Genomic DNA, 20,276 nt, shown 5'->3' with positions numbered 1-20,276 from the left:
TATATGACTTATATTGTTGGCTTAACTGGTGGCATTGGTAGTGGTAAAACAACGATTGCTAATTTATTTGCCGATCTTGACGTACCTCTAGTAGATGCGGATGTGGTTGCTAGAGAAGTCGTTGCGAAAGATTCCCCTTTATTGTCAAAAATTGTTGAACATTTTGGGGCTCAAATTTTAACGGAGCAAGGAGAACTTAATCGTGCAGCCTTACGAGAGCGAGTGTTCTGCAATGATGAAGAAAAACAGTGGTTAAATAATCTTTTACATCCCGCTATTCGTGAACGAATGAAACAACAACTTTCTGAACAAACTGCACCTTACACATTATTTGTCGTCCCTTTATTAATAGAAAATAAATTGACCGCACTTTGTGATCGTATTTTGGTAGTAGATGTGAGTCCACAAACTCAACTTGCTCGTTCAGCTCAACGAGATAACAATAATTTTGAGCAAATTCAACGAATTATAAATTCTCAAGTTTCTCAACAAGAGCGTTTGAAATGGGCGGATGATGTGATTAACAATGATGCTGATCTGGCTCAAAACTTACCGCACTTGCAGAAAAAGGTGCTAGAATTGCACCAGTTTTATTTACAACAAGCGGAAAATAAAAATGTCTGACGAAATTATTGAAGTACCTTGTCCGATTTGCCAGAAATCTGTGCCTTGGACAAATGAAAGTACTTTTCGACCTTTTTGTAGCAAACGTTGCCAGTTAATCGATCTTGGCGAATGGGCGGCTGAAGAAAAAGCGATTCCAAGTGATACTGCTGATTTTGCAATGGATCCAAATGTGAGTGACGAATGGAGCATTAAATAGAGATTAACCGATAGGAAACCCTATCGGTTAATTTTTATAAGTGCGGTGCTTTTTTGAGGATTTTTCCTAAAAATGCTATGCTAAACGTAATTTTATTATTCTAAAATGTAATTTTTATGCAACAAGATTATTTAAGCCAACAACGATTCTCCGATCTTCCTCTACATCCGATTGTACGAGATGCTTTGGCAAAAAAAGGCTTTGATTTTTGTACCCCAATTCAGGCTTTATCCTTGCCTATCAGTTTAAATGGACGCGATGTCGCAGGACAAGCTCAAACTGGTACAGGCAAGACAATGGCTTTTTTAACGGCTACTTTTCACCATCTTTTAACTCACCAAGATCCTAATCTGGAATATCCTCACCCAAGAGCTTTGATTTTAGCACCTACTCGAGAATTAGCGGTGCAGATTAGTAATGACGCAGAATTTCTTGCAAAAGCCTGTGGATTAAAAACCGCACTTGCCTATGGTGGCGATGGTTATGATAAACAACTACAAGCGATTGAGCGTGGCGTAGATATTTTGATTGGTACGACGGGGCGAGTCATTGATTATGTGAAACAAGGCGTAATTTGTTTAGATGAAATTCAAGTTGTCGTGCTAGATGAAGCGGATCGAATGTTCGATCTTGGATTTATCCGTGATATTCGTTATTTATTGCGTAAATGCCCCACTCCGCAAGTGCGTTTAACGATGTTATTTTCAGCGACGCTTTCTTATAAAGTGCGTGAATTAGCATTTGAAGATATGAATGATCCTGAATATATTGAAATAGAACCAGAACAAAAGACAGGACATCGCATTAAAGAAGAACTTTTTTATCCATCTAATCAGGATAAAATGGCACTTCTCTTAACCTTAATGGAAGATGAATGGCCTGAGCGTTGTATTGTATTTGCTAATACGAAACATCGTTGTGAAGAAATTTGGGGTTATTTGGCTGCTGATGGGCATCGTGTCGGCTTACTGACTGGCGATGTAGCACAGAAAAAACGTTTGTCCTTATTAAAACAATTTACTGATGGTAATTTAGATATTTTAGTAGCAACAGATGTGGCTGCTCGTGGCTTGCATATTTCTGATGTGACGCATGTTTTCAATTATGATTTACCCGATGATCGAGAAGATTATGTTCACCGAATTGGCCGTACTGGACGAGCAGGGGAAAGTGGTGTTTCTATTAGTTTCGCTTGCGAAGAATATGCGATGAATTTACCAGCAATTGAAGAATATATTGGCCATTCTATCCCAGTGAGCCAATATGAAACAGAAGCCTTGCTTGAACTGCCGAAACCATATCGTTTAAAACGTGCGGTGCGACCGCAAGGGCATACAAGACATCTTTCTTATCACACAAAATAGTGATATAATTTTTTTAGTCTCAATAATTAATAAGGAGATCATTGTGGCCATTTTAGTGACAGGTGGTGCCGGTTATATCGGTTCTCACACAGTTGTAGAATTATTAAATGCTGGCAAAGAGGTGGTGGTATTAGATAATCTTTGCAATTCATCGCCAAAATCCCTTGAACGCGTAAAACAAATTACGGGCAAAGACGCAAAGTTTTATGAAGGCGATATTTTAGATCGTACTTTGTTACAAAAAATTTTTGCAGAAAATGAGATTAGCTCTGTTATTCACTTTGCAGGGTTAAAAGCCGTAGGGGAAAGTGTTCAAAAGCCGACAGAATATTACATGAACAATGTCGCTGGCACCCTTGTATTAATTCAAGAAATGAAAAAAGCGGGTGTTTGGAACTTTGTGTTTAGCTCATCTGCAACGGTTTACGGTGATCCAAAAATTATTCCAATTACAGAAGATTGTGAAGTCGGCGGTACAACCAATCCTTATGGTACCTCTAAATATATGGTTGAGCAGATTTTACGCGATACAGCAAAAGCGGAACCAAAATTTAGCATGACCATCTTGCGTTATTTTAATCCAGTTGGGGCGCATGAAAGTGGCTTGATTGGTGAAGATCCAAATGGCATTCCAAATAATTTATTACCTTATATTAGCCAAGTTGCTATCGGTAAATTAGCACAACTTTCTGTATTTGGTAGTGATTATGACACTCACGATGGAACTGGGGTGCGTGATTATATTCATGTAGTGGATTTAGCCGTGGGACATTTAAAAGCGCTTCAACGTCATGAAAATGACTCTGGTTTACATATTTATAACCTTGGTACAGGTCATGGTTATTCCGTATTAGATATGGTAAAAGCCTTTGAAAAAGCCAACGATATTACAATTGCATATAAACTTGTAGAACGCCGCCCTGGCGATATTGCCACTTGTTATTCTGATCCAAGTTTAGCTGCAAAAGAGCTTGGTTGGGTGGCAGAACGTGGTCTTGAAAAAATGATGCAAGATACGTGGAACTGGCAGAAAAATAATCCCAAAGGGTACAGAGATTAATATTCTCTAATATTTGTTTTTCTTTTTTAGGAAGAAGAATGCTAAACATTGGGGGGAATGATTAAAAATCCCCTAATTTTTACAAAAATCCTTTAATTGAAAGGCGAAATTTCTAAAATACAACCAAAATTAACCGCACTTTATGTCAAATTCCCTTTCTTCCCAAATTTTTACACGCAAAATGTTGATTTGCGTATTCACAGGTTTTAATTCTGGTTTGCCATTATTTGTGTTATTGCAAATGTTGCCTGTTTGGCTGACGGATAAGCATCTCTCAATTGAGCTTATTGGTGCAGTAACTGGCGTGATGTTGCCTTATGGATTGAAATTTTTGTGGGCACCATTATTGGATCGTTATTTCCCGAGTTTTTTAGGGCGTCGTCGTAGCTGGATGCTGCTTTCACAAGTGGCATTATTGATTTTACTTTACATCATTAGCCTGTTTGATCCGCTCACACAACTGAGCGTGGTGGCAAATATTGCGTTGCTTATCGCCTTTTTTTCAGCCACACAAGATATCGTGTTGGATGCGTATCGTCGTGAGATTTTGAGTGATCATGAATTAGGTTTGGGAAACACTATTCATATTAATGCTTATCGAATTGCGGGATTAATTCCGGGTGGATTATCGCTCTATTTGGCGGCGATTTATCCTTGGGAAACTGTCTTTTTATGGACCGCACTTTGTATGTTAGCGGGCATCTTTATGACGTTATTTTTAGCAAAAGAGCCAAAAATAGACATGCAGCAAACTAATCAGCCGTTCTATCAAGCATTTTGGATTCCATTACAAGAATTTTTCCAGCGTAAGGGCGTTATTCAGGCTATCGGTTTTTTACTGTTTTTGTTTTTGTATAAGTTCGGGGATTCTTTTGCCACAACGCTACAAACCAAATTTATTTATGATATGGGGTTTAGCAAAGAGGATATAGCTATTGTTGTAAAAAGTACCGCACTTTGGTCAAGCATTTTATCTGGGCTTGCTGGTGGTGTGATAATAATAAAACTGGGTATTAACCGTGCATTGTGGCTATTTGGGCTTGTACAAATGGTAACAATTGGTGGGTTTATTTGGTTGTCTGCTTTCGGTCATTTTGATGTTATTACATCAGCCGAGTTATGGAAACTAGGTGTTGTGATTGCCGCAGAATATATCGGCGTTGGACTTGGCACCGCGGCTTTTGTGGCTTTTATGGCGCGTGAGAGTAATCCGCTTTATACTGCAACGCAACTTGCACTTTTTACAAGCCTTTCAGCTTTGCCTAGTAAAGTTTTAGGTATGCTTTCTGGTTATGTAGTGGGAGCAGTGGGGTATTATCAGTATTTTTGGTTTTGTTTATTTTTAGCGATTCCAGGCATGCTTTGTTTATTTTGGGTAGCACCTTGGAATCAACAAAATCATAAGACCAGCTTTGTATAAAAGTGCGGTAAAAATTATAAAAAATTTGACCACACTATTCTTTATCAGTATCTTAATCACGTTTTTTATTAATGGAGATTTTTATGAAAATTATTCTTTTAGGTGCGCCGGGTGCAGGTAAAGGCACTCAAGCACAATTTATTATGAACAAATTTGGTATCCCGCAAATTTCAACTGGCGATATGTTCCGTGCTGCAATCAAAGCGGGGACTGAATTGGGCAAACAAGCTAAAGCATTAATGGATGAAGGTAAATTAGTACCAGATGAATTAACCGTTGCGCTTGTAAAAGATCGTATTGCACAACCTGACTGCGCAAATGGTTTCTTGTTAGATGGTTTCCCTCGTACTATTCCACAAGCGGATGCACTGAAAGATTCAGGTGTTAAAATTGACTTTGTTTTAGAATTTGATGTGCCAGACGAAGTGATTGTTGAACGTATGAGCGGTCGTCGTGTACACCAAGCATCTGGTCGTTCTTACCACATCGTTTATAATCCACCCAAAGTGGAAGGTAAAGATGATGTAACTGGCGAAGATTTAATTATTCGTGCAGATGATAAACCAGAAACTGTATTAGATCGTTTAGCCGTATATCATAAACAAACTAGTCCATTAATTGATTATTACCAAGCAGAAGCGAAAGAGGGGAATACTCAATATTTCCGTTTAGATGGTACACAAAAAGTAGAAGAGGTTAGCCAAGAGTTAGATAAAATCTTAGGCTAAAAATAATCTAAAAATTAACCGCACTTTAGAAAATATAATTAGTCTGCACCTTAAAGGCTGAAGAAATCAGCGAATTAAAGTGCAGATTTTTTTATAAACTACCCAAATTTATAATAGGCTGATAAAAGTGCGGTATTTTTTCAGCCTATTTTTAGAAAATCACTTCTCGTCTTTGAAGCCTGACTCAACGCCACTCATATCAGGTAATTGGTGTGCAATACCTTTATGGCAGTCAATACAAGTTTTACCCTCAGTTTTCATTTTTTGGTGCATACGTGCTGCCACAGAACGTTGATCATTGAAATTCATTCGATCTACATTATGGCAATTACGACATTCTTTAGAATCGTTAGCTTTCATACGAGCCCATTCATTTTGAGCCATTTCTAAACGATGCGCATTGAATTTTTCTAAGGTATCCACTTTTCCAGTATAGTGAGCATATACTTCCTTAGCCGCTATAATTTTACGTTTCATTTTTGCACCAAATTCGTGTGGTACGTGACAATCTGGACAACTTGCCCCCACGCCAGTACGAGTTTGATAATGCACACTATGCAAATACTCTGGATAAACATCTTGCATATGGCAGCTTGCACAGAACTGTTCTGTGTTGGTTTTCTCTAAACCATAGTTAAAACCAACCCAAGAAAGAATACCGCCAATAGCCGATAAGATAATAATCGTACCAATTGCCATACGGCTTGGTTTTCTAAACCATTGCCAGAAACGCTTTAAGATATTTGGTTTTTTCTCAGACATATAGACCTCTTAAACTAGTTTCCGTAACCTTTCATCGGTTTAAAATCATTTGGAACAATTGGATCTACGTTTGATTGAGAAACGTGACATTGTAAACAGAAATAACGACGCGGAGAGGAGCTTGAACCTACTTTTCCATCACGATCCATAAAGTGAGTTGGGCTGATTCGAGTTGCACCACTCAAACGAGAATTTTCTGGGCTGTGACAATTTAAACATTGATTTACATTTTTTGTCACTTGATAATTTGCAACACTATGTGGAACCATTGGAGGCTGGTTTACATAGTTCAATGCGGGTAATTCGCTTTGACGCGGTGGATTGTGAAATGCGGGTGCAATATTTTCAGCCGCTTGAGTTAAATCTTTTCCCACTGCTGGTGCATCAGATGCCATCAGTGAGCCAGCAAAAAGTGCGGTAAATAATCCCGCTAAAATTTTAGATACCTGTTTAGTCATATTAATCACTCCCCTGAATGATCGAATCTGGTCGAAAATTTAAAAACTTTTTCAGCGCAAACGTCAATACAACGTCCGCAGCTGATGCAATCTTTGGAAAGCACGAGTAGGCTTTCGTCTTTTTTTCCGTGTAAAGGCGAACGTAACACTTGGGCTTCGGGACAAACATTGTAGCAATCCATACAATTATCGCATTTAGCACGATCAATCACTTTAATACGGATTAAACTTTTTGCACCAATCACACCATAAGCAGCACCAATTGGGCAAAGATGTCCACACCAGCCATGTTCTGCAATCAATAAATCAAAAAGAAAAATAACAAGTAATAGCCAGCCTGTTGCACCAAAACCAAACACAAAGGCGCGGCCAAGAGCAGCCACTGGATTAACCCACTCCCAAAGCAACATTCCGCTTACGCAGCTGCCTAGTAAAATAAGCACAAGAATGCCATAACGTAAACTACGCGAAATTTTTGCTGTTTGGCGAATGCCTAACTTACGGCGAAGCCACGCAGCACAGTCAGTTACAACATTTAGCGGACATACCCAACCACAAAACACTTTACTACCAAGTACTGCGTAAAATAACACAATAATCGCTGCACCAATCAAAGTGAGAGCATCTGGTAAATGTCTTGCAGCCAAGCTTTCAGCGGTAATTAAAGGGTCACTTAATGGAATAGTATCGAGCAATAAGCTTCCACTATAATTACCTTTTAAAATCCATACGCCAAAATAAGGCCCGCTTAAAAACATGGCAAGAATGCTGAGTTGGCTTAATCGACGCCAAAACAAAAAGCGGTTTGCATACCACCAGCCCCATTTTTCTCGAGCCTCTTTCCCTGCAAATTTTGGTGCATTTGCCATTATTTGCCACTCCCTAAAATAGGCGCAAGCACGGGTTCTGCTGGTTCAGGCATTACTGTAGCTCCCTCTGGCGTTCGAGTTGGCAACGAAATCATATCTTTAGGCGCAAGAGAATGACCCGCTTTCGCTTTTTCTTCCCAGCCTAAACGATAATGTTTACCTAACATACCTTTTGCCAGATTCATTGGTAAAATTTTAATCGCTGCTTCTTCTAACACACAAGCTTGCTCACATTTTCCACATCCCGTACAAGCATCAGAATGTACTGTTGGAATAAATAACGCGTGCTTATCAGAACGTGGATTATGTTGTTTTTCCAATGTAATCGCTTTATCGATTAATGGACAAACCCGATAACAAACATCGCAACGTAATCCTTGATAATTTAAGCAAGTTTCGTGATCTAACAGTACTGACAGCCCCATACGCGATTCATTAATATCTGTTGCTTGACGATCTAATGCACCACTAGGACAGGCTTTTGCACAAGGAATATCGGGACACATTTCGCAAGGTTTATCACGCGCAATAAAATACGGCGTTCCCGCTTCTACTGGCGATAATAAAGATGCTAAATGCAGCATGTCATAAGGACAGGCTTGAACACATTGTCCACAACGAATACAAGCGGCAGAAAACGCTTTTGCATCTTGCAAAGCAAAGGGCGGACGTAATGGCACACCTTCTCGCGCAAGACTTTGATTTTGCTGCAATCCCAACAAAATCCCAACGCCAGCTAAACCACCCGCAGTACGGGTTGCTTCTTTGAGAAATTTTCTACGTTCAGGATTGAGAGCGGGTTTCTTCATTTTCTTTTTAAATTTTAACCGCACTTTCATCTTCCTCTTTTATTGGTGAGAGAAAATAAAGTGCGGTTGATTTTTACATCGTTTTTACGCAGCCTTTTCCACTTTTACCGCACATTTTTTGAAGTCGGTTTCTTTTGAAATTGGGTCTGTCGCATCTAGGGTTAAGCTATTTGCAAGCTGACCTGCATCAAAGAAAGTGGTAAATACTAAGCCACGAGGTGGTTTATTACGTCCGCGAGTATCCAAGTAAGAAATCATTTCGCCTCGACGAGATGAAATCTTAATTTTATCGCCGTGACGTAAACCACGTGCTTGTGCATCTAATGGGTGCATCCATACTAAATTATTTGGAAATGCGCGATGCAATTCTGGTACACGGCGTGTCATTGTACCCGTATGCCAATGTTCAAGAACACGACCCGTCGATAACCATAAATCGTATTCATTATCGGGTGACTCAGCTGGTGGTTCATAAGGCACCGCAAGAATAATCGCTTTCTTATCAGGATAACCATAGAAAGCCACACCTTCCCCTTCTTTAACATACGGATCATAGCCTTCACGGTAACGCCACAAGGTTTCTTTACCTTCTACAACTGGCCAGCGTAAACCACGTGCTTTATGATACATATCAAATGGAGCTAAATCGTGACCGTGACCACGACCAAATTCAGCGTATTCTTCAAATAAACCTTTGTGAACGTAGTAACCAAAATATTCTGATTCGTCGTTTAATTGACCTTCAGCAAGTTCGCTCAATGGGAATTTATCTACTTGACCATTTTTGAAAAGCACTTCATATAAAGTTTTACCTCTATATTCAGGCATTTGTGCAAGTAAGTCTTCTGTCCACATTTCATCAGTCGTAAAGTATTTTGCGAACTCCATTAATTGCCATAAGTCTGATTTTGCTTCGCCTGGTGCTTTGACTTGCTGACGCCAGAATTGAGTACGACGTTCTGCATTACCGTAAGCCCCCTCTTTTTCTACCCACATTGCCGTTGGAAGAATTAAGTCAGCGGAAAGTGCGGATACAGTTGGGTAAGGATCTGAAACAATCACGAAGTTGCCTTCTTTACGCCAGCCTGGCAAACGCTCTTGATTAATGTTTGGCCCTGCTTGCATATTATTGTTACACATTTGCCATAACACATTCATTTTGCCATCATTCATTGCACGGTCTTGTGCAATTGTGTGTAGCCCCACTTTTTCAGAAACCGTCCCCTTTGGTAATTTCCAAATACGTTCAGCAATTTCACGGTGTTTAGGATTAGTTACCACTAAGTCGGCAGGTAAACGATGAGGGAATGAACCTACTTCACGCGCTGTACCACAAGCAGAAGGCTGACCAGTTAATGAAAATGGCCCACAACCCGGAATTGAAATTTTTCCAGTAAGTAAATGAATATTGTAGATTAATTGGTTTACCCACACACCACGTGTATGTTGGTTAAAGCCCATTGTCCAGTAGGAAACCACTTTCTTCGTTGGATCGGCATAAAGTTTCGCTAAAGTTTCTAACTGAACTTTATCTAACCCAGACATTTTCGACACTTTTTCCACAGTATATTCTGAGACAAGTTGCTTTAATTCTTCAAAAGAAGAATCGTGCATTTTCCCAGCTGTTTTATGATTCGTGTCTTTTTCTAACGGATGCTCTGGACGCAAACCATAGCCAATATTCGTTTCTCCACGTTTAAATTTTGTATGTTTATTAACAAAATCCCAATTAATCGCATTATTTTGAATAAGATAATTGATGATATAGTTCATAATCGCCAAATCAGTTTGCGGTGTAAATATCAAACCGTGATCGGCAAGTTCAAAACTACGATGTTCGTAAGTCGAAAGAACAGTGACACGAACATCAGGATTGGAGATACGGCGATCAGTAATGCGCGACCACAAAATTGGGTGCATTTCCGCCATATTTGATCCCCAAAGCACGAAAGCGTCTGCCTGTTCAATATCATCATAACAGCCCATTGGTTCATCCATACCGAAAGTACGCATAAATGCAACAGCTGCAGACGCCATACAGTGACGCGCATTTGGGTCTACGTTGTTAGAACGGAAACCTGCTTTCCAAAGTTTGTTCTTCGCATAACCCTCCCAAATGGTTGATTGTCCAGAAGTGAACATACCCACTGCATTTTGCCCGTTCTTTTTAAACGCTTCTTTGAATTTCTCAGCCATTGTTTTGAACGCAAAATCCCAAGAAACTGGCGCAAAATCGCCGTTCTTATCAAATTTTCCGTTTGTCATACGTAAAAGCGGCTGCGTTAAACGATCTTTACCGTACATAATTTTCGGTAAGAAATAGCCTTTAATACAGTTTAAACCACGGTTTACTTCTGCATCAGGATCGCCTTGAGATGCCACAACACGCCCATCTTTAGTCCCAACCAGCACAGCACAACCAGTACCACAGAAACGACATACGCCTTTATCCCATTTAATTTCGGATTCGGCTGCGACCACATTTTTTACTGGGATGGTTAGCCCCGCTGCCGTTGCGGCTGCCATAGCCGCATTGGCTTTCATAAAGTCTCGACGACTTAAATTCATCGCGTTTTCCCCCACGTTAAACGTTTGATTTTAAAATTATTTATTTTGTTCATCTTGCTCGTGATACACCAACGATACATTAATCACACCGTCGATATCTTTCACACTTTCCATTTTTTCAAGCAAGAGATGCTGATCGTGCGATTGCATTACCACCACAAATTTCCCAAGTTTTTCATCAAAAGTCGGAATTTCAGTATGCTCAATCGCTAAAAGTGCGGTTTGAATTGCTGATAATTTTTTTGGATTACCTTGCACGATCAATCCAACAACGTGCCAATCTCCCGCATTTTCTGATATTAAATTTGTATTATTCATTTTGTTTTAGATCGTTCATTGTTATTGCATTCACAGGGCAACCTTGCACACAAGCCCCACAGCCATTACAAGCATCGAAATTAACTAAAGGTTGTGCTACGCCACCCATTTGTAATTTGAAACGAATCGCATTAGCTGGACAATTATCTTGGCAAGTTCGGCATTCAATACGGTGTAAAGTTAAACAAGCTACGCCAATGTCGATTTTATGTGACCAAGGCAACTGCTCACGAGGATGAAAAATAGGCTGTTTACAAGCATCTGCACATTTTCCACAAAAAGTACATTCGCCATTATCAAAACGAACTTCAGGAAAGCCAGCATCGCCCTTTACCAAAATATTGGTTTCACAGACAGAAAGACAATCGCCACAGCGTGTACATTGCTCCACAAAAATAGAATTTTCCACAGACCAAGGCGGTCTAATACCCACAAAATTCTGTTTTTGATTATTTTCTAAACAGCTCAATGTTGAAAATCTACCGCGTAAAAATTGTCTGCGAGGTAAATTTTCAACGGTCATTGTCTTTAAAATATTTCTAAATGCTTCTGTAGAAGACGGATTATGTGTTTACGATAAATGAATGAAAACAACCCAAAATAGGTAGTTTGTCAATTATTTGAACTTTATTTGTTATAGATCAAAAAATCTAAGGTTTAATGAATTTTGCAAGGCATTAAAACAATACAGCATAGCGATTTATGCTATGCTGCTTTCAATTTAGATTATTCTGCTTTTGCTGGATATTCCCACCAAATGTCAAATAATTCACTTATTTCAATTTGTTGCAAACCATTTGTTTCTAACCATTTTTTCACAGTTTCACGATGGCTTTCATCGCATTTGCCAATTTTTTCTAGGCAAACTAAACCTTCCCAATGTAAATAACCGCTACCTTCGTAAGCTAGACCATTTGGTTGAATCACTTCGTTAATAAAACGATCAACGATTTCATCTACCGTTTCAATCGAAGTACCTTCTGCAAATTGGAAATTGACAAGAAAACCAAGCTCTTGAAATTCCGCAAGATGAAGTTTTTTGCGTTGGCGTTGATTGTAAGATTTAGACATTGTATTTCTCCTATTAAGGTTATATTCAAACGCGTATTTTATATTAAATTCATAAATTAGGTATTGGGTTTAGTTAAAATCCGCTTATTTCTTCACAAAGTATAAATGCTAAATATTGAGCCTAAATTTGTGGTCTTTAGCCTCAAAATTAGGCATTTCTTTTGTTATTTCGTGGGCTTACGCCCACCCTACGAGAAATATTATTATAGTTGTTTATGAAAATTTTGTGGTAGGGTGGGCGTAAGCCCACGCATTATTTAAAACCAGCTTATTTCTTCACAAAATATAAATCCCAAACACCGTGTCCAAGTCTGTGGCCTCTGGCTTCAAATTTAGTTAAAGGTCTAAAATCTGGTCTTGGAATATAATCGCCATTTTTCGAGGTATTCACTAAATCGGTATTCGTGCTTAATACTTCTAGCATTTGCTCTGCATAATTTTCCCAGTCTGTTGCCATATGGATAAAACCATTTCCACCTAATTTTTGTACAACTTGTGTCACAAAGTGCGGTTGAACAATACGACGTTTATGATGCTTTGCTTTATGCCAAGGATCGGGGAAAAATAATTGCAAACCGCCAAGTGCACCATCTGCAATACTGTCTCGTAAAATTTCCGTTGCATCGTGGCAAATCACGCGTAAATTCGTGACGCCTTTTTCCACTGCATAAGCAATACAAGCACCAACGCCTGGAGTATGAACTTCAATGCCAAGGTAATTTTTGTCGGGATTAGAAAAAGCCATATCCACGAGCGATTTTCCCATTCCAAAGCCAATTTCTAATACAACTGGATTATCATTGCCATAAATCTTCGCAAAATCAAAAGGTTCCGTTTGATAATCTAAACCAAGTGTTCCCCAGTTATCATTCATCATATTTCTTTGAAATTCGCTCAAACGACCAGTGCGGAGAACAAAACTACGGACTTTGCGTTTATAGCGGCCATCTTCGGTAAATTCTGCGGTTTCAACGGTTTTACGTTTTTGATCAGCAAAAGTTTGTGTCATAAAAATCTTGTTCGTGAAAAAAATTGGCGGCGATTATACCAATTTTTCTCGTATAATAGGGCAAATTTTTTCCCAAGGTTGATTATGAAAATTGTCCGAGTGGCACTGGCTGTGCCGCTTCCTCGTTTATTTGATTATCTCGTCCCCGATGATGTTTCATTACAAATCGGTATGCGTATTCTTGTGCCTTTTGGTACGCAAAAACGCATCGCCATTGTGGTTGATTTTCCGACAAAATCGGACGTGCCAGAGGATAAGCTCAAAGCCATTCTTCAACCATTAGATTTAGCACCAATCTTTACCCCTATTTATTGGAATTGGCTGCATTGGGCAGCAAATTATTATCAAGCAGGATTAGGCGATGTGTTATTTCAAGCCTTGCCTGTAAAATTACGTAACGGCGAAAGTGCGGTGAAAAATGACCGCACTTTTTGGCGAATTACAGATGCGGGGAAAAATGCCCTTGAACAAGGCGAATTAAAACGCTCGAAAAAGCAAGCTGAAGCCCTCCAATACTTATCTGAAACTGATCTTGAAAAAGGCAATAATAATTTTTCCTCTGCCATTTGGTCAGCCTTAAAAGCCAAAGGGTTCATTGAGGAAATGACTATCCAAACAAAGCCCCTAAGCTGGCAACAAAGCTTAGGCGATAACCCAATTGTCAATGCTGAAAATCGTTTAACCTTAAATAAGCAACAAGCCTTATCGTTTAGTCAATTGCGCTTTCATTCTGGTTTCAACGTATGGCTGCTCGATGGGGTGACAGGTTCAGGCAAAACAGAAATTTATCTGCAATATATTGAAGAAATTTTAAAATCGGGTAAACAAATATTGGTGCTTGTACCCGAAATCGGACTAACACCTCAAACGGTGCAACGTTTTAAAGCACGTTTTAATGTAGAAATTGATGTACTGCATTCTAATTTAACCGATACGCAACGGCTTTATGTATGGGATCGCGCCCGCTCTGGACAAAATGCCATTGTGATTGGCACGAGATCGGCATTGTTCACGCAATTTTCTAATCTTGGTGCAATTATTTTGGACGAAGAACACGACTCGTCTTACAAACAGCAAGACAGTTGGCGTTACCATGCGCGAGACTTAGCGATTGTACTGGCTCAAAAACTAAATATTGCGGTATTAATGGGCTCCGCCACGCCAAGTTTAGAAAGTATTAATAATGTACAAAACGGCAAATACCAACATTTAGTTTTATCAAAAAGAGCGGGAAATTCTACCGCACTTCGTCATTTCGTTATTGATTTGAAAAATCAAAACATACAAAACGGGCTTTCAAAACCCTTATTGGAACGAATGAAAGCCCACCTTGAAAAAGGCAATCAAGTGTTGCTTTTCTTAAATCGTCGTGGCTTTGCGCCCGTATTGCTTTGCCACGAATGTGGTTGGATCGCCCAATGCCCTCATTGTGAAAAACCTTATACCTATCATCAACATCAAAATGTATTGCGTTGTCATCATTGTGGCACTCAGAAAACTATTCCTCGTCAATGTGGCGATTGCGGTTCTACCCATTTAGTCACCACAGGTCTCGGCACGGAACAATTAGAAGAAACCTTGAAAACGCTATTTCCTCATTATTCTGTAGCACGAATCGACCGCGATAGTACTTCGCGTAAAGGAAAATTGGAAGGTTATTTAGAAGATATTCAACAAGGCAAAAGCCAAATTTTGATTGGCACACAAATGCTTGCGAAAGGGCATCATTTTCCGAATGTTACCCTCGTTGCCTTAGTGAATGTAGATAGTGCATTATTTTCACTGGATTTTCGTGCAGAAGAACGTTTAGCTCAACTTTATATTCAAGTTGCTGGACGTGCTGGACGTGCCGATAAACAAGGCGAAGTCGTGCTACAAACACATTATCCCGATCATCCTTTGCTTACCACCTTATTGGCAAATGGTTATCAAGCTTTTGCCAAAGAAACCTTACAATTACGCCATTCAATGGGATTACCCCCTTTCACTTTTCAGGCGTTATTCAAAGCACAGGCTAGACATTCTGAGCTTGCAGAAAATTGCTTAAGCCAGATTGCAGATTTTTTTCAATCAAAGCAAATCGCGGGATTACAAATGCTTGGTCCAATGCCTGCACCGTTCAGCAAAAAAGCAGGGCAATATCGCTGGCAGTTATTATTGCAGCATCCGTCAAGAATGACGTTGCAAAAAGCATTGAGAGAATATCAACAAGCCGAACTTGAAAAAAACAGCCAAGTGCGGTTAATTTTGGACGTTGATCCGCAAGACTTATCATAAAAAATGCGGTGAAAATTCACCGCACTTTTATCTCTAAAATCTATTTGAAATCTTCGACATCCCCCAATAGACAGGCATATTTCGCTGTATTGGGACTGGACTCCAAGGCAATTTTTAATGCCATCGTCAAAGGAACAGACAGTAGCATTCCCACTGTTCCAAGTAACCATCCCCAAAACAATAATGAAAGGAACACCACTAAGGTTGAAAGCCCTAATCGTTGTCCCATCATTTTAGGCTCAATAATGTTACCGACAACCATATTGATCGCAATAACACCAATTGCCACGCCAAAGCCAATGCCAAAACCGTTCAGTAATAAGGCTTGCACAATAATCGGAATAGCTGCAATGATAGAACCTATATTGGGAATATAATTCAGCAAGAAACTCAAGGTTGCCCACAAAATGGCATATTGAACGCCACAGGCTTCCAACAAAATAAATACCCCAACACCAGTCAGTAAGCTCGTGATGCTTTTAATTCCAAGATAACCAATTACGCCTTGCAAAACTCGGTCAATATGACGTTCTTCTTTGACTGCATCATAATGTGTTGAGCTAATCACCATAGCAAATTTATGTTTCATCGTTGGCGCTTCAGCAAGCATAAAAATCACGACTAACACTAAAACAAACACATTACTCACCACACCAGAGAAATTCAGCAATACTCGGCTCACAAAATTCATAATGATGCTTGGGTCAAAATTTTCTTGGATGGTTTCACGCGAAAGCGTGAAAGGCAAATTGAAACGTTGCGATAAAGCAGTCAAATCATTTATGCGTTGTGAAAGCAAAATTTTATATTGTGGAATAGATTGGGTAAATTCTCTTGCTGTGCTGTTAATCAACCCGACTAAGAAGAAAAATACCAAAGAAATCAAGACGAAAAGTAAAGTAATGGCTAACCAATGCGGGACGTGGCGTTGGGTCATCGCCTTAATTATCGGCGAACAAATTATCGCAATAAATAGCGATAGTAAAAATGGCACCACAATTTCTGCCGCCAATTTTACGCCAGCTAAGATAATAATTACCGCAGCGATGCCAAGCAAAGTGCGGTGTAAATTTAAATTATTTTGCACTAAATCGCATCCTCGTTTTCTTCGCCCGTGCGAATGCGGATCGCTCGCTCAACGTTATAAACAAAAATTTTGCCGTCACCGATTTTGCCTGTTTGTGCCGTTTCAATAATTGCTTCAATACATTGATCCACAAGCTCATCAGGAACCACTACTTCCAATTTCACTTTCGGCAGAAAATCCACCATATATTCCGCACCACGATAAAGTTCTGTATGACCTTTTTGGCGACCAAATCCACGTACTTCCGTGATTGTCATACCTGAAATACCCATATCTGAAAGGCTTTCTCGAACATCATCTAATTTAAAGGGTTTGATCATTGCTTCGATTTTTTTCATGCTATTTCTCCAGATTTTCACGTCTTGCTGATTTAGGACGGAAACTTTCAATGATTTCAGGCTTGGTATCAATATATAAGCCGTTAATCAGTTGCAAACAATAAGGCACAGCACTGAAAATACCTTTTACAAGCACATTTCCCTCTTTATCTTTCACGCCCTCTAAGGTTTCTTTAATCGCTTTAGGCTGACCCGGAAGATTTAAAATCAGACTTTCCTTACGAATCACGCCCACTTGGCGGGATAAAATTGCGGTAGACACAAAATGCAAACTCACTTGACGCATTTGTTCGCCAAAACCCGGCATTTCTCGATCCGCTACCGCAAGGGTTGCATCAGGCGTTACATCGCGTTTTGCTGGCCCTGTTCCACCAGTTGTCAGCACTAAATGACAACCTTGTTCATCCACCAGTTCTTTTAATGTTTGTTCAATAACTGGCTGTTCATCGGGAATTAATCTTGTTTCCAAATGGAAAGGATCGACAAGCGCTTGTTCTAACCAAGCCTGTAATTCTGGGATACCTTGATCTTGATATACGCCTGCTGATGCACGATCTGAAACAGACACAAGACCAATTTTTAAAAGTGCGGTCATATTTTTCCTTATTTTTATAAATGATTTTGACGTGATTGAATAAATCAAAAATGCGGTAAAAACTTACCGCACTTTTGAAGGGCTAGAAGAATAAAATTCCGCCCCAAACGATACCGACAATACAAAGGGCAATAAATACCGATGCAGAACCTTGATCTTTCGCACGCCCTGAAAGTTCGTGGCGTTCTGTACCAACGCGATCAACGACAGCTTCCACCGCACTGTTTAAAAGTTCTAACGCCATCACAAGCAAAACAGAAGAAATCATCGAGATAATTTCAATTTTTGTTTCGCCTAAAAAGAAAGCAAGAGGAATTAAAATGCAGGCAAGAAAACACTCTTGGCGAAAGGCCGTTTCATTCTTAAACGCACTTTTTAAGCCTTGTAATGAATATTTAGTGGAATTGATTAAATGAGTTAGCCCCGTTGTTTTATACATAAACTTTCCTATTTTTATAAACGTTTGGCTTCGATAACATCATCTAATTTTGCTAATCGAGCCAATATTTTACTTAAACTTTCAACATTATGGAGTTCAATTTCCATATCAATGGTAGCAAGCTGTTTTTTGGTATCAGCACGGCTTGAGACCCCTAATACGCTAATTTTTTCATTTGCCAGAACCGTCGTAATATCACGCAATAAGCCATTGCGATCCCCTGCCACAATACGGATATTAATATGGAAACCACTTGCATAATTTTCGCCCCAAATAGATTCCACCACGCGTTCTGGATGAGCCACTTGTAAATCTAAGAATTGTTCACAATCCGCTCGGTGAATAGAAATACCACGCCCCATTGTGATATAACCAACAATCGCATCACCGGGAATAGGCTGGCAGCAACGTGCAATATGATGCATAAGATTGCCTACTCCTTCCACAATCACATAGCCATTGTTCTTTTCAGATTTCTGCTGAGAATTTACCGCACTTTTATTAGCAACGTGACGCAGAATTTCCTGATCCGCTTCTTCAGCAGTCACTTTAATCAATTTACTTTGTAAGAAATTGATTAAGTTATTTAAACGAATATCGCCACTGCCAATACCTGCATAAAGATCGTCTAAATTTTTCAAGTTATAGCGTGGCAATGCATAAGGTTCTATTTGCTTAATACTTAAATTTAAACGCGCGAGTTCATTATCGAGTAATTCTTTTCCTGCTGGAATATTTTTATCGCGATCTTGTTTTTTAAACCACGCTTGGATTTTGGCACGAGATTTTGACGTATGGGTAAATCCTAAATTTGGGTTTAGCCAGTCACGGCTCGGGTTAGGATTTTTCTGGGTAATAATATCGATTTGATCGCCCATTTGTAGCTGATAGGTAAATGGCACAATACGCCCCGCCACTTTTGTCCCGATGCAGCGATGACCAATTTCACTATGAATGGCATAAGCAAAATCTAATGGCGTAGATCCCGTTGGCAAATCCACCACTTCGCCTTTCGGCGTAAACACATACACGCGGTCATCAAACACTTGGCTACGCAATTCTGCCATCACTTCGCCTGAATCCGTAATATCATCTTGCCAAGCTAGCAATTTACGCAACCATGCAATTTTTTCTTCGTAGGCAGACATACTGCCTGTATTGCCCTCTTTATATTTCCAGTGTGCAGCCACACCCAACTCTGCATCATCATGCATTTGTTGAGTTCGAATTTGCACTTCAATTGGCTTGCCACCTTTACCTAAAACAACAGTATGAATAGATTGATAACCGTTCGGTTTCGGGTTCGCGACATAATCGTCAAATTCTTTGGGTAAGTGTTTAAATTGAGTATGAACAATCCCAAGTGCGGTATAACAATCTTGCAATTTTTGCACGATAATTCTGACCGCTCTTACATCATATAAACCGCTAAACTCAAGATGCTTTTTCTGCATTTTTCGCCAAATGCTGTAAATATGTTTCGGACGACCATAAACTTCCACTTGCTCAATATTTTCACGTAAATAACCGCTCAACTCACTGACGAAATCAGCAATATAATGTTCACGATCAAGACGACGTTCCTGCAATAATTTAGCAATAACGCGATATTGTTCAGGATGGAGATAACGGAAGCAGTAATCTTCTAACTCCCATTTCAACTGACCAATCCCAAGACGATCGGCAAGTGGGGCATAAATATAAGAACATTCTTTGGCAGCAAGGACTTTGTCTTCTTCAGCGCAACGATGCTCTGCATCACGCAAGAAAGTAATGCGTTCAGCAAGTTTAATGATTACGCAGCGGAAATCGTCCACCATTGCCAACAACATACGGCGAACATTATCCACTTGTAACGCATTAGCGGAATGGCTGGCATTGAGTTGGCGAATATTATCCATTTCCAACACGCCTTTAAGCAATTTAGTGATTTTCGCACCAAACTTTTCTTTTAGACTTTCCCAGTCTGTTAATTTATTTGCAACCACAGGAAACAGCATTGCAGTAAGCAATGTTTCCGCATCCATATTAAGTTCGTGCAAAATTTCTACCATTTCCACGCCAGACTGCAGTATCAAGGTCGCATTCTTCATTTCATCAGGATAGATATTCATTAAATCACGTACGTAATACCACGCATCGATCAAACTTTTTTCTGTTTGTTCTGCCAGTTTTAAGCCAGCACACCATTGTTCAATCACAAAATCCTGCGGATTTAACAAATGAGAACCACGAACAGCAACCATAACACCCCCTTGTTAATGAAAAGAAAGTCGCTTCC

The 20,276-nt window shown here is 39.6% G+C and carries 21 protein-coding genes; 7 read left to right on the top strand and 14 right to left on the bottom strand.

Annotated elements, in window-relative coordinates; genetic code table 11:
• Positions 1–3: 3 nt before the first annotated feature.
• The 6 genes from coaE (at position 4) to adk (ending at position 5,395) form a co-directional block, all read left to right on the top strand.
• The gene (gene coaE, locus DQN24_RS02690) at positions 4–624 is read left to right on the top strand and encodes a dephospho-CoA kinase (RefSeq protein ID WP_021034418.1); all 621 of its coding nucleotides are present in this window, start codon (positions 4–6) and stop codon (positions 622–624) included.
• Entirely contained in the window at positions 617–823 is a 207-nt protein-coding gene (gene yacG, locus DQN24_RS02685; protein WP_005645697.1) for a DNA gyrase inhibitor YacG, read from the top strand. The genes coaE and yacG overlap by 8 nt, the downstream gene beginning before the upstream one ends.
• Before the next feature lie 116 nt (positions 824–939).
• Positions 940–2,187, top strand: a complete 1,248-nt coding sequence (gene rhlB / locus DQN24_RS02680; protein ID WP_021034419.1) for an ATP-dependent RNA helicase RhlB — start codon at positions 940–942, stop codon at positions 2,185–2,187.
• 43 nt (positions 2,188–2,230) lie between these two features.
• Positions 2,231–3,247: a UDP-glucose 4-epimerase GalE gene (gene galE, locus DQN24_RS02675; RefSeq protein WP_111695347.1), complete on the top strand. Its 1,017-nt coding sequence runs from the start codon at positions 2,231–2,233 to the stop codon at positions 3,245–3,247.
• Between the two features lie 142 nt (positions 3,248–3,389).
• Positions 3,390–4,667 carry an MFS transporter gene (locus DQN24_RS02670; protein ID WP_041175241.1) on the top strand — a complete coding sequence of 426 codons (1,278 nt, stop codon included), beginning with the start codon at positions 3,390–3,392 and terminating at the stop codon, positions 4,665–4,667.
• An 83-nt stretch (positions 4,668–4,750) separates the two neighbouring features.
• On the top strand, positions 4,751–5,395 hold the full coding sequence (adk, locus tag DQN24_RS02665; RefSeq protein ID WP_041175242.1) for an adenylate kinase: 645 nt from the start codon (positions 4,751–4,753) through the stop codon (positions 5,393–5,395).
• A gap of 159 nt (positions 5,396–5,554) precedes the next feature.
• On the opposite strand, the gene DQN24_RS02660 is transcribed toward adk, so the two are convergent.
• From DQN24_RS02660 to trmB, 9 genes are all read right to left on the bottom strand, one after another.
• Positions 5,555–6,157, bottom strand: a complete 603-nt coding sequence (locus DQN24_RS02660) for a cytochrome c3 family protein (protein ID WP_021034424.1) — start codon at positions 6,155–6,157, stop codon at positions 5,555–5,557.
• Positions 6,158–6,171: 14 nt separating this feature from the next.
• Complete coding sequence (locus DQN24_RS02655; RefSeq protein WP_021034425.1) at positions 6,172–6,615, bottom strand: nitrate reductase cytochrome c-type subunit; 444 nt, start codon at positions 6,613–6,615, stop codon at positions 6,172–6,174.
• Positions 6,616–6,620: 5 nt separating this feature from the next.
• The gene (gene napH, locus DQN24_RS02650; RefSeq protein WP_005662674.1) at positions 6,621–7,484 is read right to left on the bottom strand and encodes a quinol dehydrogenase ferredoxin subunit NapH; all 864 of its coding nucleotides are present in this window, start codon (positions 7,482–7,484) and stop codon (positions 6,621–6,623) included.
• Positions 7,484–8,323, bottom strand: a complete 840-nt coding sequence (gene napG, locus DQN24_RS02645; protein ID WP_005662676.1) for a ferredoxin-type protein NapG — start codon at positions 8,321–8,323, stop codon at positions 7,484–7,486. Before napG ends, napH begins: the two co-directional genes overlap by 1 nt.
• A 54-nt stretch (positions 8,324–8,377) precedes the next feature.
• Positions 8,378–10,861, bottom strand: coding sequence for a nitrate reductase catalytic subunit NapA (gene napA / locus DQN24_RS02640; RefSeq protein WP_021034426.1), 2,484 nt, complete (start codon positions 10,859–10,861; stop codon positions 8,378–8,380).
• A 36-nt stretch (positions 10,862–10,897) separates the two neighbouring features.
• Positions 10,898–11,179, bottom strand: coding sequence for a chaperone NapD (locus DQN24_RS02635; RefSeq protein WP_005686781.1), 282 nt, complete (start codon positions 11,177–11,179; stop codon positions 10,898–10,900).
• Positions 11,172–11,702 (bottom strand): ferredoxin-type protein NapF, encoded by a 531-nt coding sequence (gene napF, locus DQN24_RS02630; protein ID WP_021034427.1) that lies wholly within the window; start codon positions 11,700–11,702, stop codon positions 11,172–11,174. The genes DQN24_RS02635 and napF overlap by 8 nt, the downstream gene beginning before the upstream one ends.
• A gap of 203 nt (positions 11,703–11,905) precedes the next feature.
• On the bottom strand, positions 11,906–12,250 hold the full coding sequence (locus DQN24_RS02625) for a YggL family protein (RefSeq protein ID WP_021034428.1): 345 nt from the start codon (positions 12,248–12,250) through the stop codon (positions 11,906–11,908).
• A gap of 268 nt (positions 12,251–12,518) precedes the next feature.
• Entirely contained in the window at positions 12,519–13,259 is a 741-nt protein-coding gene (gene trmB / locus DQN24_RS02620; protein ID WP_021034429.1) for a tRNA (guanosine(46)-N7)-methyltransferase TrmB, read from the bottom strand.
• 84 nt (positions 13,260–13,343) lie between these two features.
• On the opposite strand from trmB, the gene priA reads away from it, so the two are divergent.
• A complete protein-coding gene (gene priA, locus DQN24_RS02615; protein ID WP_111695346.1) occupies positions 13,344–15,536 on the top strand; it encodes a primosomal protein N' in 2,193 nt (730 codons plus the stop codon).
• A gap of 40 nt (positions 15,537–15,576) precedes the next feature.
• Here priA and DQN24_RS02610 read toward each other — a convergent pair whose 3' ends face one another.
• The 5 genes from DQN24_RS02610 to relA all read right to left on the bottom strand — a co-directional run bounded on the left by DQN24_RS02610 (position 15,577) and on the right by relA (position 20,241).
• Entirely contained in the window at positions 15,577–16,623 is a 1,047-nt protein-coding gene (locus DQN24_RS02610; RefSeq protein WP_111695345.1) for an AI-2E family transporter, read from the bottom strand.
• Positions 16,623–16,961, bottom strand: coding sequence for a nitrogen regulatory protein P-II (glnB, locus tag DQN24_RS02605; protein WP_005656327.1), 339 nt, complete (start codon positions 16,959–16,961; stop codon positions 16,623–16,625). The genes DQN24_RS02610 and glnB overlap by 1 nt, the downstream gene beginning before the upstream one ends.
• A gap of 1 nt (position 16,962) precedes the next feature.
• Positions 16,963–17,556 carry a molybdopterin adenylyltransferase gene (gene mog / locus DQN24_RS02600; protein WP_105873174.1) on the bottom strand — a complete coding sequence of 198 codons (594 nt, stop codon included), beginning with the start codon at positions 17,554–17,556 and terminating at the stop codon, positions 16,963–16,965.
• 82 nt (positions 17,557–17,638) lie between these two features.
• Entirely contained in the window at positions 17,639–17,995 is a 357-nt protein-coding gene (locus DQN24_RS02595; protein WP_111695344.1) for a diacylglycerol kinase, read from the bottom strand.
• 14 nt (positions 17,996–18,009) lie between these two features.
• A complete protein-coding gene (relA, locus tag DQN24_RS02590; RefSeq protein WP_111695343.1) occupies positions 18,010–20,241 on the bottom strand; it encodes a GTP diphosphokinase in 2,232 nt (743 codons plus the stop codon).
• Positions 20,242–20,276 lie beyond the last annotated feature (35 nt).

It is taken from the genome of Haemophilus influenzae (genome assembly GCF_900475755.1).
Classification (GTDB): Bacteria; Pseudomonadota; Gammaproteobacteria; order Enterobacterales; family Pasteurellaceae; genus Haemophilus; species Haemophilus influenzae_D.
Note: the sequence above shows the minus strand (reverse complement) of the source record. Positions and strands in the feature narration are given on the sequence as shown.